This window comes from Falsiruegeria litorea R37 (genome assembly GCF_900172225.1).
Classification (GTDB): Bacteria; Pseudomonadota; Alphaproteobacteria; order Rhodobacterales; family Rhodobacteraceae; genus Falsiruegeria; species Falsiruegeria litorea.
This window is the reverse complement of sequence record NZ_FWFO01000002.1, coordinates 251037-267552: the sequence shown is the minus strand read 5'-3', so window position 1 is coordinate 267552 and position 16516 is coordinate 251037. Positions and strand designations below refer to the sequence as shown.

Annotated in this window: 16 protein-coding genes; 8 read left to right on the top strand and 8 right to left on the bottom strand. The window is 60.9% G+C overall.

What is annotated here, in order from left to right:
• Positions 1-161 precede the first annotated feature (161 nt).
• The 6 genes from TRL7639_RS14860 to TRL7639_RS14835 all read left to right on the top strand — a co-directional run bounded on the left by TRL7639_RS14860 (position 162) and on the right by TRL7639_RS14835 (position 7060).
• On the top strand, positions 162-563 hold the full coding sequence (locus TRL7639_RS14860; protein ID WP_085796649.1) for a MerR family transcriptional regulator: 402 nt from the start codon (positions 162-164) through the stop codon (positions 561-563).
• Positions 564-613: 50 nt separating this feature from the next.
• Complete coding sequence (locus TRL7639_RS14855) at positions 614-2392, top strand: acyl-CoA dehydrogenase C-terminal domain-containing protein (RefSeq protein WP_085796648.1); 1779 nt, start codon at positions 614-616, stop codon at positions 2390-2392.
• 58 nt (positions 2393-2450) lie between these two features.
• Entirely contained in the window at positions 2451-2663 is a 213-nt protein-coding gene (locus TRL7639_RS14850) for a hypothetical protein (RefSeq protein WP_085796647.1), read from the top strand.
• Between the two features lie 307 nt (positions 2664-2970).
• On the top strand, positions 2971-3609 hold the full coding sequence (locus TRL7639_RS14845; protein WP_085796916.1) for a glutathione S-transferase family protein: 639 nt from the start codon (positions 2971-2973) through the stop codon (positions 3607-3609).
• A 13-nt stretch (positions 3610-3622) separates the two neighbouring features.
• Positions 3623-4834, top strand: a complete 1212-nt coding sequence (locus TRL7639_RS14840) for an acetyl-CoA C-acetyltransferase (RefSeq protein WP_085796646.1) — start codon at positions 3623-3625, stop codon at positions 4832-4834.
• A 24-nt stretch (positions 4835-4858) separates the two neighbouring features.
• Positions 4859-7060: a 3-hydroxyacyl-CoA dehydrogenase NAD-binding domain-containing protein gene (locus TRL7639_RS14835; protein WP_085796645.1), complete on the top strand. Its 2202-nt coding sequence runs from the start codon at positions 4859-4861 to the stop codon at positions 7058-7060.
• Positions 7061-7158: 98 nt separating this feature from the next.
• Here TRL7639_RS14835 and TRL7639_RS14830 read toward each other — a convergent pair whose 3' ends face one another.
• The 3 genes from TRL7639_RS14830 to TRL7639_RS14820 all read right to left on the bottom strand — a co-directional run bounded on the left by TRL7639_RS14830 (position 7159) and on the right by TRL7639_RS14820 (position 9672).
• Positions 7159-7833 carry a Hint domain-containing protein gene (locus TRL7639_RS14830; RefSeq protein ID WP_085796644.1) on the bottom strand — a complete coding sequence of 225 codons (675 nt, stop codon included), beginning with the start codon at positions 7831-7833 and terminating at the stop codon, positions 7159-7161.
• 233 nt (positions 7834-8066) lie between these two features.
• Positions 8067-8723 (bottom strand): sulfotransferase family 2 domain-containing protein, encoded by a 657-nt coding sequence (locus TRL7639_RS14825; protein ID WP_085796643.1) that lies wholly within the window; start codon positions 8721-8723, stop codon positions 8067-8069.
• A 37-nt stretch (positions 8724-8760) separates the two neighbouring features.
• A complete protein-coding gene (locus tag TRL7639_RS14820; RefSeq protein ID WP_085796642.1) occupies positions 8761-9672 on the bottom strand; it encodes a DMT family transporter in 912 nt (303 codons plus the stop codon).
• Between the two features lie 161 nt (positions 9673-9833).
• Between TRL7639_RS14820 and TRL7639_RS14815 the strand changes: the two genes are divergently transcribed.
• A complete protein-coding gene (locus TRL7639_RS14815) occupies positions 9834-10847 on the top strand; it encodes a hypothetical protein (RefSeq protein WP_085796641.1) in 1014 nt (337 codons plus the stop codon).
• Between the two features lie 33 nt (positions 10848-10880).
• On the opposite strand, the gene TRL7639_RS23365 is transcribed toward TRL7639_RS14815, so the two are convergent.
• Complete coding sequence (locus TRL7639_RS23365) at positions 10881-11525, bottom strand: SPOR domain-containing protein (protein ID WP_235820393.1); 645 nt, start codon at positions 11523-11525, stop codon at positions 10881-10883.
• Between the two features lie 67 nt (positions 11526-11592).
• On the opposite strand from TRL7639_RS23365, the gene TRL7639_RS23360 reads away from it, so the two are divergent.
• Positions 11593-12036, top strand: coding sequence for a hypothetical protein (locus tag TRL7639_RS23360; protein ID WP_235820392.1), 444 nt, complete (start codon positions 11593-11595; stop codon positions 12034-12036).
• A 350-nt stretch (positions 12037-12386) separates the two neighbouring features.
• On the opposite strand, the gene upp is transcribed toward TRL7639_RS23360, so the two are convergent.
• Genes upp through TRL7639_RS14790 form a run of 4 tightly spaced genes read right to left on the bottom strand, consistent with a single transcriptional unit; the run spans position 12387 to position 16514 of the window.
• Entirely contained in the window at positions 12387-13019 is a 633-nt protein-coding gene (upp, locus tag TRL7639_RS14805) for a uracil phosphoribosyltransferase (protein ID WP_085796639.1), read from the bottom strand.
• Positions 13016-14002, bottom strand: a complete 987-nt coding sequence (locus tag TRL7639_RS14800; protein ID WP_085796638.1) for an adenosine deaminase — start codon at positions 14000-14002, stop codon at positions 13016-13018. Before TRL7639_RS14800 ends, upp begins: the two co-directional genes overlap by 4 nt.
• Positions 13999-15210: a phosphopentomutase gene (locus tag TRL7639_RS14795; protein ID WP_085796637.1), complete on the bottom strand. Its 1212-nt coding sequence runs from the start codon at positions 15208-15210 to the stop codon at positions 13999-14001. Before TRL7639_RS14795 ends, TRL7639_RS14800 begins: the two co-directional genes overlap by 4 nt.
• Positions 15207-16514, bottom strand: coding sequence for a thymidine phosphorylase (locus TRL7639_RS14790; protein ID WP_085796636.1), 1308 nt, complete (start codon positions 16512-16514; stop codon positions 15207-15209). Before TRL7639_RS14790 ends, TRL7639_RS14795 begins: the two co-directional genes overlap by 4 nt.
• Between the last annotated feature and the right edge of the window lie 2 nt (positions 16515-16516).

The following is a 16516-nucleotide window of genomic DNA, read 5'->3' as shown; positions in this document are numbered from 1 at the left end:
GCGGCAATATTCGTGCCGATTACTCACAGAATTTTAATTGATCTTACGTCAGTAATTTCGTGACGCAGCGTTCGACTTACGTAAACGTCAAGCTGGTGTTGTAAACAGCGACAACACTGATCACCTCAGGGTCACGACACTTGTGATGAGAGTTTGACATTATGACTGACAACACACTGACCATCCGCGAGATGTGCGACACATATGATGTGACCCCCCGCACCTTGCGGTTCTATGAGTCAAAAGAACTGTTGTTCCCGATCCGCGAGGGGCAAAAGCGCCTGTTCACCAAACGGGACCGTGCGAGGCTCAAGCTGATCCTGCGCGGCAAGCGCTTTGGCTTCAGCCTGGAACAGATCCGCCAGCTTCTCGATCTTTACGATGCAGGCGACCAACAACAGGTTCAGCTGGAGCGTACCTATGAGCTGGCACGCGAGCGCCTGGCTGACATGGAATTGCAGCGCGATGAACTGAACCAGGCCATCGACGATCTCAAAGAACAACTTAAATGGGGTGAGAAAATCATCACCTCGAACAAGCAAAACAAGAAGGCCGCTGAATAACGCCAACGGCCTTTTGATCTTAACAATATCATTCACCCAGGGAGCTCTTCATGCCCATTTACAACGCCCCGACCAAGGATACCCAGTTCATCCTGCATGACGTCCTCAAGGTCTCGCAATCCGACATTCCCGGCTATGACGAGCTGGAAAGCGAATTCACTGGCGCCGTTCTGGAGGAGGCTGGCAAGCTGGCCACCAACGTGCTGCATCCGCTGAACGTTGTCGGCGATACCGAAGGTTGCCGCCTGGAAAATGGCGTTGTGCGCACCCCCACCGGGTTCAAGGAGGCCTTTGAAGAGGTCAAGGCTGGCGGCTGGACTGGCCTGGACATGCCCGAGGAATACGGTGGCCAGAACATGCCTTACGTGATGGGCACCGCTGTGGGTGAGATGTTTTCGGCCTCGAACAGTGCGTTCACCATGTATCAGGGCCTGACCCACGGTGCTGCCTCGGCCATTCTGGCCCACGGCACCGAAGAGCAGAAGAACACCTATCTGCCCAAGATGGTCAGCTGTGACTGGACCGGCACCATGAACCTGACCGAGCCGCATTGCGGCACCGACCTCGGCCTCATGCGCACCAAGGCGGAACCGCAGGCGGATGGCAGCTACAAGATCACCGGCCAAAAGATCTTTATCTCGTCGGGCGATCACGACATGGCCGACAACATCATCCACCTGGTGCTGGCCAAGATCGTTGGCGGCCCCGAGGGGATCAAGGGCGTATCGCTGTTCATCGTGCCCAAATACATGGTCAACGAAGACGGCTCGCTGGGTGATCGCAACCCCGCCACCGTGGGCAAGATCGAAGAGAAAATGGGGATCCATGGCAACTCGACCTGTGTGATGAACTATGATGGCGCGACCGGCTTCCTGATCGGGGACGAACACAAAGGCATGCGCGCCATGTTCACCATGATGAACGAAGCCCGTCTGGGCGTCGGTATGCAGGGCCTGTGTCAGGCCGATGCGGCGTATCAGAACGCCGTCGAATACGCCAAGGACCGTCTGCAAGGCCGCGACGTGACCGGCGCCAAGAACCCCGAAGGTCCCGCCGATCCGCTGATCGTGCACCCCGACATCCGCCGCAATCTGATGGATCAGAAAAGCTTTAGCGAAGGCGCGCGTGCGTTCATCCTGTGGGGGGCTTCGCTGATCGATGCGGCACACCGTAAGGGTGACAAAGACGCTGATGGCCTGATCTCGCTGCTGACCCCGGTCATTAAGGGCTTCTTGACCGACGAAGGCTATGACATGACGGTTCAGGCGCAACAGGTCTACGGCGGCCACGGCTACATCGAAGAATGGGGCATGTCGCAATACACCCGCGACGCCCGTATCGCGATGATCTACGAAGGGGCAAACGGCGTTCAGGCGCTGGACTTGGTAGGCCGCAAGCTGGCCGCTGATGGCGGCAAGCATGTGATGGCGTTTTTTGAGCTGGTGAAATCCTACATCAAGGACAATGGCGGTCAGGACGAAGCATTTGACCGCGACTTCCTGGAACCGCTGAAAGCCGCATCAAAGGATCTGCAGGCCGCTGGCATGTACTTCATGCAAAACGCGACCAACCCCAACAACGCGCTGTCCGGTTCCTACGACTTCATGCACATGTTCGGCCACGTCTGCCTGGGCCTGATGTGGGCGCAGATGGGCAAAGCCTCTCTGGATGCTTTGGCCGCTGGCACCGAGGATAAGGAGTTCTACGAGACCAAGCTGATCACCGGCCGCTTCTACATGGCGCGCCGCCTGCCTGCGACCGGCATGCACCTGGCCCGTATCCAGAGCGGTGGCGACACCGTTATGACACTGGACGCCGCCAGCTTCTAAGCGGAAGATCGGCTTCGGGCGGCCTGCTGCCCGAAGCCAACCATTCCAAAGGACGCCCATGCCCAAACGTTTCAAACTGACCCGCCGTTTTCCCTGCGCCATGACCGAGGATGCGTATCGCAAACTCAAAAACTTCGCGCGCGAGGCCGGGTTGGATGAGGGCGAGGCGCTGTCCTTTTTGTTCGAAAACTTCAACAGCGTGATCAACGAGGAGAACCTGACCCACAGACTGCGCCTGTTCAATGCAGAACTGGAAGATCGCAAACGGTGACACAACAAGCCACGCGCCCGTGATTTCTGTTCCATCCGCCTCCGGCGGCCGTATTTGGAACGAGAAGAAACAAGGGAACCGCCAAGAGGTCCACCCCACCACCCGGCCCGACCGTCAGACGGAACGCAGGCGGGGCGGCGAGGTTTCTCCTCGTGCGGTCATCGGCTCGGCAGCCTGTACCGCGCACCCAATAGACACGCATTAACCTTAACGCCCGGTTAGCGAGAAGAAGGGGACCCATATTTCTTCTCGTTCCAAATACGGAAAATCCGACACCTGCCACAAACGCCACGGGAGGGGCATGGCCATGACAATGAAACTCTACTGCTTCGGAGAAAGCGGCAATTCTTACAAAGCGGCGCTGGCGCTGCAACTCAGTGGCCTTCAGTGGGAGCCGGTGTTTGTCGATTTCTTCAAAGGCGAGACCCGCACGCCCGAGTACCGCGCGAACGTAAACGAGTTGGGCGAAGCGCCCGTGCTGGTGGACGGTGAGTTCAAGACCGGGCAATCGGGGGCCATCCAGGCCTATATCACCGAGAAATCAGGGAAATTCGGCGGCAAGACCCACGAAGAGAACTATGAGATCTTTCGTTGGGTGCTTTGGGACAACCACAAGCTCAGCTCGATGGCCGGTGTCACCCGCTTTCTGATGAACTTCCTGCCCGAGGACAAACGCCCTGCCGAGGTGATCGCCTTTAACCAGGGCCGCCTGCGTGGTGCCTATGAGCTGTTGAACAACCATTTGGATGGCCGCGACTGGATTGTCGGCGACGGTGTGACCAATGCCGATCTCAGCTGCTGCGGCTATCTCTATTATCCCGAACCCTTCGGCTTTGACCGTGCCGAATGGCCCCACATCAACGCCTGGCTGGACCGCATCAGCGCCCTGCCCGGCTGGAAACACCCCTATGACCTGATGCCCGGCAATCCGTCGGACCGCGCTTGAGGAGAGTAAAAAAATGACCGAAGCCTATATCTATGACGCCCTGCGCACCCCGCGTGGCAAGGGCCGCAAGGATGGCAGCCTGCACGAGGTGACCAGCCTGCGCCTGTCCGCGCTGACCATGAACGCGATCAAAGAGCGCAACAACCTTGAAGGCCACGCCGTCGAAGACGTGATCTGGGGCAATGTCACCCAGGTGATGGAACAGGGCGGTTGTCTGGCGCGCTCGGCTGTTCTGGCCTCGGATCTGGATGAATCGATCCCCGGCCTGTCGATCAACCGCTTCTGCGCCTCCGGCATGGAAGCCGTGAACCTGGCCGCAAACCAGGTGCGTGGCGGCGCGGGCGACGGTTACATCGCTGGTGGTGTTGAAATGATGGGCCGCGTCCCCATGGGCAGCGACGGCGCGGCGATTGCCGTTGATCCGTCGATCGCCATTGACGGCTATTTCGTGCCGCAGGGCATCTCGGCCGACATCATCGCGACCGAGTACGGGTTCAGCCGCGATCAGGCTGATGCTCTGGCCATGGAATCGCAGCGTCGCGCGGCACAAGCGTGGGAAGAAGGCCGGTTCGACAAGTCCGTGATCTCGGTCAAGGATCAAAACGGCCTGACCATTCTGGACCGCGACGAATACATGCGTCCGGGCACCGACATGCAGTCCTTGGGCAGCCTGAACCCCGCGTTCCAGATGATGGGCGAGCAGATGCCGGGCTTCGACAAGATCGCCATGCTGAAATACCCGCATCTGGAAAAGATCAACCACATTCACCACGCGGGCAACAGCTCGGGCATCGTGGACGGGGCTGCCGCTGTACTGATCGGCAACAAGGAATTTGGTGAAAAGCACGGTCTGAAACCCCGCGCGCGCATCAAGGCCACCGCCAAGATCGGCCTTGACCCGACCATCATGCTGACCGGTCCGGTTCCTGTGACGCAAAAGATCATGGCCGACAACGGCATGGCAATTTCCGACTTTGACCTGTTCGAAGTGAACGAAGCCTTCGCCTCGGTCGTGATGCGCTTCCAGCAAGCGTTTGATGTCGACCCCGAGCTGGTGAACGTCAACGGCGGCTCCATCGCCATGGGTCACCCGCTGGGGGCCACCGGTGCGATCATCATCGGCACCCTGTTGGACGAGCTGGAGCGGCAGGACAAGGAAACCGGTCTGGCAACCCTGTGTATCGCATCCGGCATGGGTGCAGCGACCATCATCGAGCGCGTGTAAGAACGGCGTCTGGAGAACAAGAAAATGGCTGAATTTACACTGACCAAAGACGCAGACGGCGTCGCAACCATCACCTGGGATGTGCCCGGCAAGACCATGAACGTGATGTCGTTCACCGGTCTCGAAGAGCTGAACGCCTGCATCGACGACGCGCTGGCCGACGACGCGGTCAAGGGCATCGTCGTGACCTCGGGCAAAGAAGGCTCGTTTGCGGGCGGCATGGACCTGAACCTGCTGGCCGTGATGAAAGAGCAAGCTGGCGACGATCCGGCAAAGGGCCTGTTCGAGGGCACCATGCAGATGCATGCCCTTCTGCGCAAAATCGAACGCGCCGGCATGGACAAAAAGACCAACAAGGGCGGCAAGCCGATTGCCTCGGCCCTGCCCGGCACTGCTGCTGGCATCGGTCTGGAACTGCCGCTGGCGACGCACCGCATCTTTGTGAGCGAAAACCCCAAGGCGAAATACGGCCTGCCGGAAATTCTGGTCGGTATCTTCCCCGGTGCAGGCGGCACCACCCGTCTGGCACGCAAGCTGGGCGCGATGGGTGCCTCGCCCTTGCTGCTCGAAGGCAAGATGCTGGACGCCAAGAAAGCCAAAGGCGCAGGTCTGGTGGATGAGGTTGTCGCCGATCCGGTGGCTGTAGCGCGCGAATGGGTGTTGAACGCCAAGGACGCCGACATCGTCAAACCGTGGGACGCCAAGGGCTACAAGATCCCCGGTGGCGCGCCTTATTCGCCTGCTGGTTTCCCGACCTTCGTCGGTGCCGCAGCAATGGTGCACGGTAAGACCCAAGGTGCTTTCCCGGCTGCCAAAGCTTTGCTGAGTGCGGTTTATGAAGGCCTTCTGGTCGACTTTGACAACGCACTGAAGATCGAAGCACGCTGGTTCACTTCCGTTTTGATGAACCCCTCGTCGGGTGCCATGATCCGCTCGCTCTTCCTTAACAAGGAAGCGCTGGAAAAAGGTGCTGTGCGACCCAAGGATGTTGCCGATCAGCGCGTCAAGAAGCTGGGCGTTCTGGGTGCGGGCATGATGGGCGCAGGCATCGCGCTGGTGTCGGCGCAGGCCGGTATGGAAGTGGTTCTGATCGACCGTGACCAGGCGGCTGCCGACAAGGGCAAGGCCTATACCGAAGTTTACCTCGACAAGGGCATGAAGCGCGGCAAGGTCACGCAGGACAAGAAAGACGCGATGCTGGGTCTGATCACCGCGACCCCGGATCTGGAGCAGCTGAAAGGTTGTGACCTGATCATCGAGGCCGTGTTCGAAGACCCCGCCGTCAAGGCCGAGATGACCAAGAAGGTCGAGGCGATCATCCCCGAGGATTGCATCTTTGCCTCGAACACCTCGACCCTGCCGATCACCGATCTGGCCAAGGCGAGCGTGCGTCCTGAGCAGTTCATCGGCATCCACTTCTTCTCGCCGGTTGAGAAGATGCTGCTGGTCGAGATCATCAAGGGCAAGGAAACCGGGGATCGCGCGGTCGCCAAGGCGCTGGATTATGTGCGCCAGATCCGCAAGACCCCGATCGTGGTCAACGATGCGCGCTTCTTCTACTGCAACCGCTGCATCATCCCCTATGGCAACGAAGCAACCCGCATGATCACCGAGGGCGTGGCGCCCGTACTGATCGACAACGCGGCACGTCAGCTGGGTTTCCCGGTTGGTCCGGTGCAGTTGGGCGACGAGACCTCGATCGATCTCGGCGTGCGCATCATGAAGGCCACCAAGGCCGCCATGGGCAACGCATACCCGGCGTCCGAGGCCGACGATCTGATCGTCTGGATGGAAGAAGAAGGTCGCCTGGGTCGCAAGGCCAACGCGGGCTATTTCGACTATGACGAAAAGGGCAAGCGCACCGGGTATTGGAAAGGTATCCACGACAAATACCCGCTGGCCGATGAACAGCCCGACCTGATCGAGGTGCAGGAACGTCTGATGTTCGCGCAGGTTCTGGAAGCCGTGCGCGCGCTGGAAGAGGGCGTGGTCGAAGACATCCGAGAGGCCGATGTAGGCGCGATCCTGGCCTGGGGCTTTGCGCCTTGGTCCGGCGGCCCGCTGAGCTGGCTGGACATCATCGGCGCGCCTTATGCGGCCGAGCGTTGCGACCAGCTAGCCGAGAAGTACGGCGAGCGTTTTGCCTGCCCGCCACTGCTGCGCGAGATGGCTGAAAAGGGCCAGACTTTCTATGGCCGCTTCAACCCCGAAGCCAAAGCGGCCTGATCGATATCACAAGAAAAAGAAACCGGCGTCCCAAGGGGCGCCGGTTTCATGTTGGAGACCGAGGGTATCGAAACTCCAAACCCCCGAGAGAGCGGGGATCAAGCCGGCCTTACCGGGCGACTGGGACGCACCGGGCCGTCATGGAACCCACCCGGCAATTCGGTGGGGTCTGAGGCCACGGCCATCGCATCATCATCGTCAATGATGCAGTTCACCAGGAATTGCGCCGCGGGTCCGCTGAGCACATCATAAATCCCGGGGACCGGCCGATCATTTTCTGAATAGAGCGGCTGCGGGCTGGGGCAATGGGCCAACATCCCGCCTTCGACATAGATCACCTCGTCATTGGCGAATCCAATCGTAGTCACTTCGATCTGGTCACCCGGATAACCCAATGAGATGCCGCGCAGCCCCGTCAGCATACGCGCGGGGATCACCGCAAAGGGATCGCCAACCGCATCCTGAGCCGCATCACATTCAATCAGCATCCCCTGATCCGGCATCAGCCAAAGCTCGCGCCTATTGAACAATGCGCCATCCGGCACCAGCACGGGGCGGCGCGTTCCGACCACGTCCCCTTCGGGCAGGAGCAGCGTTTCGCGTTGAATATCCACGATGGGTTGCATCGCGTGATCAAAGGTCAGCACCCGATCCCCGATGGACAGGGTCTCGACCGCACGCCAGCCCAGGTTCGAGGCCACATGCGTGCCCTTGAGAAACCCGGCCTGACCGGTGATCAGCAAACCGTCCAGCGCAGCGCTGGTTTCGGCCATACGCGGGGTCCCCCGACCCCGTTTTTCTTTCCATCCGAACACAAGCCCATTCCTTGTATGTGGCAGCAGCAGTCACAAGCATGCCGGATTAACTATGATGTCGGATCATTACGCCCGATTCGAATGCCGCTGTCGGGTCGGAACAAGGGCAAGAATGTGGCATTCCCCTGACCATTTGCGACAATAGGGGGGGAGTTAGGTGCCATTGACCTCAAATTTTCAACAAAGACCCATTACCCGTCGAACCTGTAGTCAAAGCGTTGAATGTCAGGGGCGCACATCTCCTGAACTGCCTCTGTCGATTCGTCATCGAAATAGGCCCGATAATCTGCGCCGCGACGGGATCGGTTGATGTGCGGCAGTTCCAACGGAAACCCCAAATGGTCCTCGACCGGTTTCAGATCCTGAGCCAAATGCTCCATCCGAACAAAGGCGTGACATTGTTCGCGTCCGTCCGAGCGCCGGACGTAGGCGGCTGCGGGCATGGTGCGAAAGCCAACCTCGGTTTTGGGATGCAGAAGAAACGGTTTGAATGCCAGGCCCTTGGCCAACTCGACCGCCGGATGATCGAAACTTTGCTCGCGCAGCCAGTGATAATAGCTCACGGCCCGATCCCATGGATTGCGCACAAGGGTAAAGACGAACATCTTGTCCAGCTCGGCTTCGGGCAAAACCCCTTCGATATCCGCCAGCGTCGCATGTTTCCACAGCCGCCCCCTGGCTTGCTCCGCCAAAGCCTTGGCGCGTTGCCTGCGGCGCAGGGCCTTTGGAGTGTCCCCCAGCAGGATGTCGTCCTTTTTGGCACGCGCCTCCAGCGCCAGGGACAGGGACGTTCCGCCGGTTTTGGGGACGTGAACAAAGATGTAGCGGCGCCCGGGCGAGATGATCATGGCACAGGCATAGCACGTCGTGGCCCGGGAAAAACCCTCAAGCCTTTGAACGAAGGGCGATTATACTGCCCGCAAAGGCGATCAACCCGATCCCTGCGATCTGCCACAGGCCCAAACCCTGCCCCAGCACGGCCCAGGCAAAGACCGGTCCAAAGATCATCACCGAATATTCAAAGACGGCCACATAGGACGGCTCGCCCAATTGATACGCCTTGATCAGCATGAACACCGCCGTGGCCGAACCGACCGCCTGCACCACCACCCAAATCCAGGCCTCGTGCATCGGCCAGACCCAACCGCGCGTGACAAACCCTGCGGGCCCCGCGACGCTATCCATCGGAAAAAAGTGCAGCACCGTGACCCCGGTTACCCCCATAAGGCCAAGCGCAATGGTCATGCCCCCAAGCAGCGCAACGGTACTTTCGCCGCCGCACAGACTGCGCGTGGCAATAGCCGCAAGCGCATAAAAGAACCCGCCAACAACCGGGATCAAGATCTTCCAATCGAAATCTTGAGGATCGGGTTGCAGCACAAACAGAATGCCCGTGAACCCAAGCGCCACGGCCATCACGCGCCAGGGACCAATGCGCTGCCCCATGCCAAGCCCCGTGATCAACAGGATGAAGATCGGAGAGGTAAAGAGCCCCGCCAGAGCCTGCGCAATCGGCATCAGGGCCAGGGCGCTGAAGTAAAACAACATCGCTGTAGCAATCAGCAGGCTGCGCACGACAACCGCCCACAGGCGTTGCGGTCCAAACTGCCCCAACCCGATAACCGACATCAGGAACACGATGGGCAGCATCATCGCCGAGCGCACAACGTGGAACTGCCACAAACCGATGGTTTCGGCCAAGCGCACGATGAAATTGTCGATGACCCCGATCAGGGCCATGGCTGCCACCATAAAGGCTGCGGCCGCTACTGGAGAGTTCTTGATGTCCGCCTGCATGGCTCTTGTTCGGTGGTTTCGCGTGCCTTGGCAAGTCCATCGGCGACTCGACAGCCCGTTTCCGACAGCCTCGGGAAGGAAAAACTCTGCAAGCCGTTTGCGGCGCGCCAATCGGACATGCTAGATTAGGGCAAAAGACAACACGAGCAGATCCAGCACGAATGACCGCTCTCAAGCAATATGAACGGATCGAGGCGACCGGTCTGTGGCGCCCCACCGCCGAAGAGCAGCGCCGCGAGGTGGTTGTTTCGATAGGCGAGGCCACGCTAACCATTGCCGATTTCAACGACAGCGCCCTGACCCATTGGTCGCTGGCCGCTCTTGTGCGCCAGAACCCCGGCGCGTTTCCGGCAATCTACCACCCCGACGGTGACCCCGGCGAGACGCTGGAATTGGCCGAGGGTGAGACCACGATGATCGAGGCCATCGAACGGCTGCAACGCGCCATCGACCGCGCGCGTCCGCATCCCGGACGTCTGAGGCTGGCGACCATTCTGGGGGGGGGCGCGGCACTCGCCGCGGTGTTGGTGTTCTGGTTGCCGGGCGCCATGAAACGGCACACGGTCAGTGTTGTGCCCGACATCAAACGCCAAGAGATCGGGCGCGCCCTGCTGGACCGGATCGAACGCGTGGGTGGTCAGGAGTGTTCGAACCCCGATGCCGACCCAATCCTGCGTAAACTGGCCGCCCGAACCGGCGTTGATCGACTGGCGGTGGTTCCTGCAGGCGTGGCCGACAGCTTGCACTTGCCAGGGGGCATCGTTCTGCTCAACCGGGCCCTGATTGAGGATCACGAAGACCCCGCCGTCGCAGCCGGTTTTGTCCTTGCTGAACGCGCCCGCGCCGAACAGATGGACCCGCTGGATGAGGTTCTGGATTTCGCAGGCGCCTGGCCGTCCTTCCGCCTGCTGACCACGGGTGAAATCACGCCCGGCATTCTGGACCGGTACGCCGAACATGCCCTCGCTGCTCCCCGGCATGCTCTAGAGGAAGACACCACACTGGCGCTATTCGCCCAAGCAGCGATCCCCTCATCCCCCTATGCCTATGCGTTGGATGTCACTGGGGAAACCGTCCTGGGATTGATCGAAGCCGATCCCATGGCTGGGCGCACCCTAGAGCCGGTTTTACCAGATCGGGATTGGGTGCTGCTGCAAAGTATTTGCGGCGAGTAGCCCCGCCGCATTAACTGCCCTGACCTGCCATGATCACTTTGTCAGACGCGCACCTGAAAACCCGGCGCCGCGCACCTGTGTCAGGGCCGACGTTGCCTGTGCTTGCGAGCTGAAGGGGCCAACCAAAACCACCTTGTATGTGCCCGAACCACGGCGCACGGTGCCCACGTTCATGGGCAGCCCGGTTCCCGAAAGGGACTTGGCTGCCTGACGAGCGGCCGCATCGTTCTGATAAGCTGCGACCCGCACGTACCGCGCCTCAACCGGTGCAGTCGGACCCGAGCGCGTCGAGAAAGTCAGGCGGTTCGGTCGGTTGGCCAGGTTTGTGTAGGTGGTGTTGTTCTTGGGAACCGTGACGATCTGCGCATCGGTTGGTACACGACGCAGGGTACGGGGAATTGTCCGCTGCCAAATCGCATCAGACTGCGCGTCCCCCTCAGCGGTGCGCATGCCCCGATGGGGGTTCAGACGATCATCTTCACGCTCGACAGCACGAAATCCGGTTGGTGGTTCAAATCGGCTCACGGTGATGGCGGGACGCAGGGTACGTTCGGCACGAAACGGGTTCAAACGATCGTCTTTCCAGACCGGGCGAAAACCCTTGGGCACCTGGACGTTCTGGGTGTTCTGGCGGTTGTCATAAACATGCCGCGGCGCGACACGTGTGTTCAGGGACACCTGCGCCACAGGAACAGCGCCAGTGGGCGTTGTGTCCAAGCTCGACGATTTGCGACCCGATCCATAGGTGATCGGAGATTCCGTCTGCGGTCCGCAGCGTACGCCGTTCTTGTTGATGAATTGCTGGCTGAACGCCGATGCGTTCGAGCACCCACCACCCGTTTTCGCTGCCGGAGCGGTGCGACGCGGTGCAACAACGGGGGCCGCCGTCGTGGTGGCCGTCGTAGGTTTGGGCGCAACGGCTGTGGCTGGACGCGTCGTGACGGTTGGCCGCGCCGTGGTCGTGCGCGTCGTGGTCCGCACCGTAGGTTTCCGCGTGGTGGTGCGCACAGTCGGAGCGGCTGGAGCCGCCGGTTTCGAGGTTGATACCACCGTTGGTTCGGGCCCTGGGCTCGGTTTGGTTTGTGTTCTGGTCTGCGTCTTGGGCTTAGGTGCAGCAGTTGCCGTCGCTGTGGCAGTAGCGGTCGGGGCAGTCGGTTCGATGGTGATCAGCTTGGGCTTTGGTGCCTGAGTTGGGCGCGCCGTTGCTCCGGCTACGGCCGTAGGCTTGTAACCGCAGACCTGGCGACGGTCGCGCGAAACACGCGGAACCCAAGTCACATTGCCGTCGATCCCCGCGCGGATGTAGATACACCCGCGGCTGTCAACATATTGCTTGCCTTTGTAGGACGCAGGTGGAAATTCCGCCGGAGGCGACGATTTCCGCAGAGTTTGGGCGTTCAAACTCGTTAAGCCGACCGTTGCGGCCATTATGGTTACTGCAATAACTCTTGTAATTCTCATGACTGCCCCCACAAGATGTGGAGGCAGGATGCTATAAATCAGCTCTTGAGTAAAGGACTCAGTTGCCTCTGATTCGCCTTATTTCGTCCCGAACATCCGGTCGCCGGCGTCGCCAAGTCCCGGCATGATATAACCTTTTTCGTTCAGTTCACGATCGAGCGAGGCGGTGACGATGGGCACATCGGGGTGCGCTTCCTTCATTCGGGCGACCCCTTCGGGGGCGGCGAGCAGGCACAGGAAACGGATGTCGGTGGCACCTGCATCCTTGAGCAGATCAATCGCCGCTGCCGAGCTGTTGCCGGTGGCGAGCATCGGGTCCACTGCAATCACAAGGCGATCTTTCAGACCTTCAGGGGCCTTGAAATAATACTGCACCGGCTTGAGCGTCTCTTCGTCCCGGTAGAGGCCAACAAAGCCAACACGCGCCGAGGGCACCAGTTCCAGCACACCATCAAGCATGCCGTTGCCCGCGCGCAGGATCGACACCAACGCCATCTTCTTGCCCGCCAGAATAGGCGCGTCCATCTCTTCCATCGGTGTTTCGATGGACCGAGTGGTCAGCGGCATCTCGCGCGTGATCTCATAGGCCAGAAGCTGTGTGATCTCGCGCAACAGCTGCCGGAACACAGCGGTCGAGGTGCCCTTGTCCCGCATCAGCGTGAGTTTGTGCTGCACCAACGGGTGATCGACAACGGTCAGGTGGTCGCTCATGTCATCTCCAATCGTTTCTTGACCCGCGCGCGGGTGTCTTCATCGCAGAATGCCGCCTCAAGCGCCGTGGCGTTGAGGTCGGCGAAATCCTGTTCGCTCCAGTCAAAGGCCTGCGCCAGCATCTCATATTCGCGGCGCATCGTCGTGTGGAAAAAGGGCGGGTCATCGGTTGAGACGGTCACTTTGACACCGGCGTCGCGCAGGCGCGCAATCGGGTGCGCCGCGAAATTGGGATACAGCCCCAGAACCACGTTCGACCCCGGGCAAACCTCGAGCACCGTGCCGCGATCTTGCAGCTCGTGCACCAGATCGGCGCTTTCGATGGCGCGCACGCCGTGGCCCACGCGTTCAACCTGCAGATCGCGCACCGCGTCCCGCACGCTTTCGGGCCCGCCAAACTCGCCCGCGTGGGTGGTCAGGCGCAGCCCGGCCTCGCGGGCACAGTCAAAGCTCCAGGCGAAATCGCCCTGACGGCCCACGCCTTCGTTGCCGCCCATGCCAAAGCCCACGATCCAGTCACCCGCTGTTTCGGCCGCGCAAATGGCCGAGGCTTTGGCCTTTTCCGATCCGAAATGGCGCACGCATGTGACGACGCCGCGCAGGGTGATGCCCAGTTTGGCCTCAGCCTCATTCGCCGCGTCCTGAATGGCTGCCAGATAGTCGCGCCAGGCGGCCACATCGCCGCCGCCGCAGAAATCGGGGCTTAGGAAGGTTTCCGAATAGACCACACCGTTTGCGGCGCTCTCTTCCAAAATGGCCAGTGTCAGGCGGCGGAACTCTTCGGGTCCGGTCAGCACCTCACTGGCCGCTTCATAGACGCTCAGGAAATGAGCGAAATCGCGAAAATCATAAGAGCCGTCCGGCTTGAAGATGCCGCTCAGGTCCATCTTCTTTTCATGTGCAAGCTGCCGGATGAAGGCGGGCGGCGCGGCCCCTTCGTGGTGCAGATGCAGTTCGATCTTGGGCAGGTCAGCGACCGTCATAGGAAACTCCGCCCCGGTCCTTGCGCCGGGATATTGAGGTGGTGGGCAATGCTGGCGGCAACGTCGGCAAAGTTGATTTGCCCAATGCGGCCACTGCCAAGCCCGGCGATCAGCACCGGCACTTGTTCGCGTGTGTGATCGGTGCCAGTCCAGCTGGGGTCATTGCCGTGATCCGCGGTCAGCACCAGCATGTCACCGTCGCGCAGTTTTGGCAGGAGTGCCCCGATCTGTGCATCAAACCATTCCAACGCGCGGGCATATCCGCTGATATCGCGGCGGTGACCATAGAGGCTGTCGAACTCGACGAAATTGGCAAACGTGAGGCTGCCATCTTCGGCGGTCTCGATTTTGTCTGTCAGAGCCTGCATCAGCTCGGCATCCGAGCCTTTGGTCAGAGTGTCGATGCCCTGCATGGTGAAGATATCGCCTATCTTGCCAATGGCGTGAACCTTGCGCCCCGCATCCTGAACCCAATTGGTCAGGACGGGCGCAGGTGGTGCGATGGCATAATCCTTGCGGTTGGTGGTGCGGGTGAAACCCTTCTCAGGCGTGCCGACAAAGGGCCGCGCGATGACACGGCCCACTTTCATTTCATGCAGCAGCGGGGCCACATCAGCGCAAAGCTGGAGCAGGCGGTCGAGACCGAATGTTTCCTCATGCGCGGCGATCTGAAAGACGCTGTCGGCCGAGGTGTAGCAGATCGGCCAGCCGCTGCGCATGTGTTCCGCGCCATGCTGGTCGATGATGACCGTGCCGCTGGCGTGACAGTCGCCCAGGATGCCACCGGTTCCGGCGGCTTGCGCCGCAGCGTGCGAGATTTCGGCGGGAAACGCAGGCTGCGTGTCGGGGAAATAGTGCCAGTCCCAGGGCACAGGCAGACCTGCCAGTTCCCAGTGGCCAGACGGCGTGTCTTTGCCCAGGCTGTGTTCGCGGGCACAGCCCCAAAGGCCGTGTGGAATTCCGTCTAACCCAGGAGTGTTGTCACCTGATGCCATTTGGGTCGCCGCGCTCAATCCCAATCGATCAAGATTGGGCAGGTGCAACGGCCCGCTGCGCCCCTTTTCCGCCTGCCCTGCGGCGCAAGCCTGCGCGATATGCGCAACTGTATTTGCACCCGTGTCCGGCACATCGCCGTTAAAGAACCGATCAGCATCCGGCGCGCCGCCGATGCCCACCGAATCCATCACCACAAGAAAGGCCCGTGTCATGCACCGATCCTTTCATGGATCAGGGGCGGCACATCAGGGGCCGTGTCGCTGAGGGTGATGGCCTGGCGCAGCGCGGTCTCGGCCTGACGCGCCGCATCCTCGCGGCTGGCGTGGATCACAGCCAAGGGCTCGCCCTTGCCGACCTTGACCCCCAGACGCACGACGGCGGACAGGCCAACCGCTGGATCAATCTCGTCACTTTCGACTTGCCGTCCGCCGCCCAAAGCCACAACCGCCAGCCCCAGGGCCTCGCCATCGATGGCCGCAACATAGCCGGTTTCGCGGGCCGTGACCTCTTGGATCACATTCGCCTCAGGCAGGAAACGCGCCCAGTTTTCGACGAATTGCACCGGGCCGCCAACGCTGGCGATCATGCGTCCGAACCGATCGGCTGCGCGCCCGTCGCGGATGATTTCGGCGATCTTGGCGGTGCCTTCTTCAACTGTTGCAGCCAAACCTGCATCCTTCAGCAGAACGCCGCCCAAGGCCGACGAAAGCTCGGACAGCAGGCTCACCTCGCCGCTGGTCAGCGCACGCATGATCTCGGCCACCTCGAGCGCGTTGCCCAGGGAACGTGCCAGCGGTTGGTTCATGTCGGTGATCACGGCAGAGGTCCGGCATCCAGCCGCATTGGCGGTGTCGGCAAGTGCCGTGGCCAGCGCCCGCGCCTCGTCGGGCGTTTTCATGAAAGCACCGCTGCCCACCTTGACGTCCAACACCAGCGCATCGGGGCTGGCGGCAAGTTTCTTGGACAGGATCGAGGCGGTGATCAGATCGAGGCTTTCCACAGTCGCAGTTACGTCGCGGATCGCATAAAGCCGCTTATCCGCCGGCGCGATCTGCGCCGTGGCGCCGACGATGGCGGCGCCCACATCGCCCACGATGTCGGCCAGCCTGTCTTGTCCCACTTGCGTGGTGACGCCGGGGATCGCCTCCATCTTGTCGAGGGTACCGCCGGTGTGGCCCAAACCACGCCCCGAGATCATCGGCACAAAGGTCCCACATTCCGCCAGCGCGGGCGCCAGCATCAGCGAGACGCAATCGCCCACCCCGCCGGTCGAATGCTTGTCGATCACCGGTCCGTCCAGATCCCAGCTCAGCACATCGCCACTGTCGCGCATCGCAAGCGTCAGCGCCGCGCGTCCGTCAGCCCCAAGCGCGCCCATGCAGACGGCCATGGCAAAAGCCCCGGCCTGCGCATCGCTGACACCGCCGTCCGCCAAACCTTGGGCAAACCACCTGAGTTCCGCCGCATCAGGCACATCGTGGCGACGCAGTTTCGCAATGATCGAGCGGGCGTCCATCA

Coding starts and splice junctions, on each gene's coding strand:
- TRL7639_RS14860 (WP_085796649.1), top strand. CDS start 162: ATGACTGACAACACACTGACCATCCGCGAGATGTGCGACACATATGAT.
- TRL7639_RS14855 (WP_085796648.1), top strand. CDS start 614: ATGCCCATTTACAACGCCCCGACCAAGGATACCCAGTTCATCCTGCAT.
- TRL7639_RS14850 (WP_085796647.1), top strand. CDS start 2,451: ATGCCCAAACGTTTCAAACTGACCCGCCGTTTTCCCTGCGCCATGACC.
- TRL7639_RS14845 (WP_085796916.1), top strand. CDS start 2,971: ATGACAATGAAACTCTACTGCTTCGGAGAAAGCGGCAATTCTTACAAA.
- TRL7639_RS14840 (WP_085796646.1), top strand. CDS start 3,623: ATGACCGAAGCCTATATCTATGACGCCCTGCGCACCCCGCGTGGCAAG.
- TRL7639_RS14835 (WP_085796645.1), top strand. CDS start 4,859: ATGGCTGAATTTACACTGACCAAAGACGCAGACGGCGTCGCAACCATC.
- TRL7639_RS14830 (WP_085796644.1), bottom strand. CDS start 7,833: ATGGCCGAAACCAGCGCTGCGCTGGACGGTTTGCTGATCACCGGTCAG.
- TRL7639_RS14825 (WP_085796643.1), bottom strand. CDS start 8,723: ATGATCATCTCGCCCGGGCGCCGCTACATCTTTGTTCACGTCCCCAAA.
- TRL7639_RS14820 (WP_085796642.1), bottom strand. CDS start 9,672: ATGCAGGCGGACATCAAGAACTCTCCAGTAGCGGCCGCAGCCTTTATG.
- TRL7639_RS14815 (WP_085796641.1), top strand. CDS start 9,834: ATGACCGCTCTCAAGCAATATGAACGGATCGAGGCGACCGGTCTGTGG.
- upp (WP_085796639.1), bottom strand. CDS start 13,019: ATGAGCGACCACCTGACCGTTGTCGATCACCCGTTGGTGCAGCACAAA.
- TRL7639_RS14800 (WP_085796638.1), bottom strand. CDS start 14,002: ATGACGGTCGCTGACCTGCCCAAGATCGAACTGCATCTGCACCACGAA.
- TRL7639_RS14795 (WP_085796637.1), bottom strand. CDS start 15,210: ATGACACGGGCCTTTCTTGTGGTGATGGATTCGGTGGGCATCGGCGGC.
- TRL7639_RS14790 (WP_085796636.1), bottom strand. CDS start 16,514: ATGGACGCCCGCTCGATCATTGCGAAACTGCGTCGCCACGATGTGCCT.